Origin of the sequence: Pseudomonas rossensis (assembly GCF_039888995.1) — a bacterium.
Taxonomy (GTDB): domain Bacteria; phylum Pseudomonadota; class Gammaproteobacteria; order Pseudomonadales; family Pseudomonadaceae; genus Aquipseudomonas; species Aquipseudomonas rossensis.
The window spans coordinates 1-3,897 of sequence record NZ_JBBWCB010000247.1 but is presented as its reverse complement, the minus strand read 5'-3'; the positions used below and the strand labels follow the sequence as shown (position 1 = coordinate 3,897).

Annotated in this window: 4 protein-coding genes; 1 reads left to right on the top strand and 3 read right to left on the bottom strand. The window is 55.5% G+C overall.

Translation table 11 applies throughout. From position 1 onward, the window contains the following. Nucleotides 1–246 precede the first annotated feature (246 nt). A complete protein-coding gene (locus WLY71_RS29945; protein ID WP_128604990.1) occupies nucleotides 247–873 on the bottom strand; it encodes a LysE family translocator in 627 nt (208 codons plus the stop codon). A gap of 365 nt (nucleotides 874–1,238) precedes the next feature. Between WLY71_RS29945 and WLY71_RS29940 the strand changes: the two genes are divergently transcribed. Then, a complete protein-coding gene (locus WLY71_RS29940) occupies nucleotides 1,239–2,108 on the top strand; it encodes an AraC family transcriptional regulator (protein ID WP_347806451.1) in 870 nt (289 codons plus the stop codon). 173 nt (nucleotides 2,109–2,281) lie between these two features. Here the strand turns inward: WLY71_RS29940 and WLY71_RS29935 are convergent, their stop codons facing one another. After that, nucleotides 2,282–2,827 carry a DUF2867 domain-containing protein gene (locus WLY71_RS29935; RefSeq protein WP_347806450.1) on the bottom strand — a complete coding sequence of 182 codons (546 nt, stop codon included), beginning with the start codon at nucleotides 2,825–2,827 and terminating at the stop codon, nucleotides 2,282–2,284. Between the two features lie 625 nt (nucleotides 2,828–3,452). Next, nucleotides 3,453–3,897, bottom strand: a 445-nt coding sequence (locus WLY71_RS29930; protein WP_347806449.1) for a hypothetical protein, incomplete at its 5' end; no start/stop codon positions are given.

Genomic DNA, 3,897 nt, shown 5'->3' with positions numbered 1-3,897 from the left:
GGCAGTAAAAAGCCGTTTGGGGTTGCACGGAATTGCCCCCAACTGCATCACCACTGACCAGTCATTTGCATCGGACTTGACCAGCGCACATGGGAATGACGATCGGCAGAGAACGGCCAATAGCAGCCCTTGATGTCCGGCAGTTACCGGCCCCATGTACCCATGCTTCATCAGCTTGATTTCACGAGTTGGACTTTTACCGTGCTGTTCAGCGGGGCGAGCCCCTTACCTCGCGAACCCCAAGTTCTACTTTTGGCTGAGCGCCGCGATCGATACCCCCGACGCCACAAACGTCAGCCCTGCTCCCACGTTCAGACCATTCACGAGTCGTGGCCGCTGGCGTAAAAAACCGGAGAGTGCAGTGGCGAAGACGCCCATGAGTGCGAATCCAGCTGCCGTAAGTACAGCAAACCACACCCCATACACCAGCATTTGGATACTCACTGAGCCGCGGTGCGGGTCAACAAACTGCGGGATGAATGCCAACACGAAAAAGCCCGGCTTGGGGTTCAGTGCTGCGGAGCAGAAGCCTGTCAGGAAAATGCTTGGCAGGGATTGTCGAGCTGCCGGATGAAAGCTAAGCAGGCTACGAGAGCGCAGCACCTTGATACCTAGCCAGAGCAAGTAGCCAGCACCGATAAGCTTGACGATCCAGAAGGCTGCTGCGGAGGTCTGCATAAGTAGCGTCAGTCCTAACGAAGCGGCCGTCACATGAAAGAGAATTCCTGCGCCGGATGCCAGTCCCGATAATATCGCGGCTGTTTTCCCCTGGCTGAGCCCGCGGCCCACGGCCAACAGATTGTCCGGACCTGGCGCGAGCACCAGAAGCAGGCACGCTGCGGTGTAGGCAAGCCAGATATCGATTGGAAACACGATGTTCATCTCTGACGTGATCGAGGCATCCAGCCCCACGTAGCGCAAACTGTAGCTCTTTCTCTTGCAAAGGCAAACCTGTGCGCGGCGGAGCGATCGCAGAGCAACACTCGCAGCTACAGCGTAGAGGGGCAGCGACTCCTAGGCGCCCACTGATCCATGACCGAATAATCTCCTTGCCTGCCACATTTACAGCAGGCTGTTTCCGGCCAGAAGTGGACACCTGAAATGCCCCTGACCTTTACATCGCCTTGGAAGAGATCGTATTGGCCAACCCAAAACGTGCCTTGAGCAAACGCGGCTAGGTGCGTTCACGCCGCTATAGTCGACTCTATTGCCGACCGTACTTCCAGGAGCTTTTTCCAGTGTCTGACATGCCGACCAATTTCGCTTACACAAAACGCTTCAACGCCGTACTCGCCTACATTGATGCCAATCTCGAAGGCGACCTGTCGGTGAGGACGTTGAGCCATGTGGCGAACTTTTCGGCGTTTCACTTCCATCGACAATTCACCGCGTTCGTAGGAGTGCCTGTCTCACGTTATGTGCAACTGATGCGACTACGACGCGCGGCACATAGCCTAGCCGCCCTCGCGGATCACTCGGTACTGGACGCCGCACTCGGTGCCGGCTTTGAAAGTCCCGAGGCATTTTGCAGGGCGTTCAGACGGGCGTTCGGTATGACGCCGAGTGCGTTCAGGAAGGAACCGAACTGGCAGGTCTGGAATGCGGTATTCGCAATCCCTCACTTTTCCAGGACTATCATCATGCAAGTACGAATCATAGATTTCCCTGAAGTCAAGGTAGCAGCGCTTGAGCACTGCGGACCAGCCGGGCTCGTCAATGATAGCGTGCGCACGTTCATCGAGTGGCGTATGCAGAGCGGACAGTCGCCGGTGGCATCGAGTCGCACTTTTGGCATTCCCTATAGCAACCCCGATACGACACCTCCACAAGCATTCCGCTTCGCAATCTGCGGCGAGATTCACGAGGCCGTGGCGCCGAATGAGTTCGGCGTGCACGAGATCGTCATTCCTGCCGGTCGCTACGTCGTGGTGCGACACGCGGGGTCACCGGATCACATCGGCGAAACGATCTATCCGATTTACCGCGATTGGCTTCCTGCCAGTGGAGAGGAACTCCGTGACCAGCCGCTATTCTTCAATTACCTGAGCGTCCATCCCGAGACACCACAGGATCAATGGCAAACAGATGTGTATGTTCCGCTGCAATAGCGGAGCAAGCAGCTTTCGACCCTTTGCCGTCGGTCATGCTTCCCGGAAGCTGTCGTTCAAAGCCGAGCTAACAGGCCGCAACCTATGCCGCGCAGCGGCAGTCTTCGGTTGCGGTCCGAGTTGAGGGAAGGGTTAGACCTCAGTTGGCCGCGCATGATGATTTGGACTTTGGCTTACGCCTCCGTCGCCGACGGCCAGCCGATCCGTGCCGCACTACGAAGATTGGACTGAACGACTAAGCGATGAAACGGGGCAATGAGAAAAATATAGAGACGACCTAAGCGATTGTGGCAATGAACAACGGTCGACAGAGTCAAGTGACGTTTAGCTCCCGGCGACGACTGACCGGAACACAGAACAGAGAGCCTGAAGTCCAGGTGCTTGTCGTCTTCTCCAAGAACAACTTCAGTTGGACTTGTGCTGTAGATCTTAAAGATGCCGAGTCGGCCCGCTCCGCTCTCCGCATCCAGTGATGCGAGATGCTTAGCTGTCTTGAGGCCGAAACCGGCTACGAGCGCGTCTCGAACCGTTAAGAGGCTGCTGACCCAAGGCGCTTGGTGAGCGAAGATGAACCTCGCCAACAATTCGGGATTGGTTGACGCTCCGGTGGGAAGCTCGATCGAGTAAGCGTCGGCGAGATTCATCGATGCGTAGGCTTTAGCAATCGCCGACTCCGGAGGAAGCGACACAGATGTTGCTTGATGGTGTTCGGTTGACATGTATGCGGCCTATGGTTCGTTTCTGAGGTCTAAAATTTCCACCACATGATCTGGCATCTCCTGCGGGAGCATTTGCCTAGCACTGTAATTGGCATCTTATTGGCCATCCGCCCGAATCGGCCTTGTGCCTTCGGACCAGGACTCGCTATCGAGCGACGACTTGAGGCGATATCTGTACTTCACGAAAAAGAACCTCAGTGCTGTCATTTTTTGGCCCTAGATGAGGGTTCGAGTACGAATCACAGGAAGCGTAGCATTGAATAGCCCCTGGCTTAGTAAACGCAACCGAACGCCCCACTGATCTCCGACTCTTGTTGGTACTCGCCGGCCGCTTTTGGCCGTTTTTGGCCCGTCGCGAGAGGTAAGAAACGACCCATAGCAGCCGTTAGGAGCGGTCGATAGATTTGGAGCTAGCCGGCCGAGGCTGGCCACTGTCGGCCTGGAAACGATGTGAACGCTTGCGTTGTTCTAAGGCTTAGGTCGGTCAACCTAAGCGCTGCTTTATAAAGCATGAGATTAAAAAAAGTGGCCGCGAGATTAACAGCTGACACGAGAGCCGCGTCGATAGGAATACAGCGGGGAAGCTGCATCGTATTCGGGACACGACCTCATCGCGTTCTAGACCTTAGGCTCCGTAAATACGCTTGAGCTCCTGTATCCAGTCAAACAGGCTTTCTTGAGCTAAATTTTGCTGGGACTCGAACCCTTCGTCGTCAAAATAACCTTCCATCTCGATGGCGTATTCATGTTCTCGAAGTTCATGGGTAACGCTGAGCGGTACACCTTCCAGCGCACAAATGCTGTTGCTAAGGAAGGCTATGAAGACACCGCGAGCCAACGTTCCATTGCTGTAGGCTGCCAGCGAGTCCTCCAGCCGACTGAGAATCGATAGGTTTGACATCAGCCCCCTTGTGCCTCCTCTAGAGTGAATATAACGCGACCGTCCGCTTCTGGCCGTTCTCTGCCGATCGTCATTCCCATGTGCGCTGGTCAAGTCCGATGCAAATGACTGGTCAGTGGTGATGCAGTTGGGGGCAATTCCGTGCAACCCCAAACGGCTTTTTACTGCC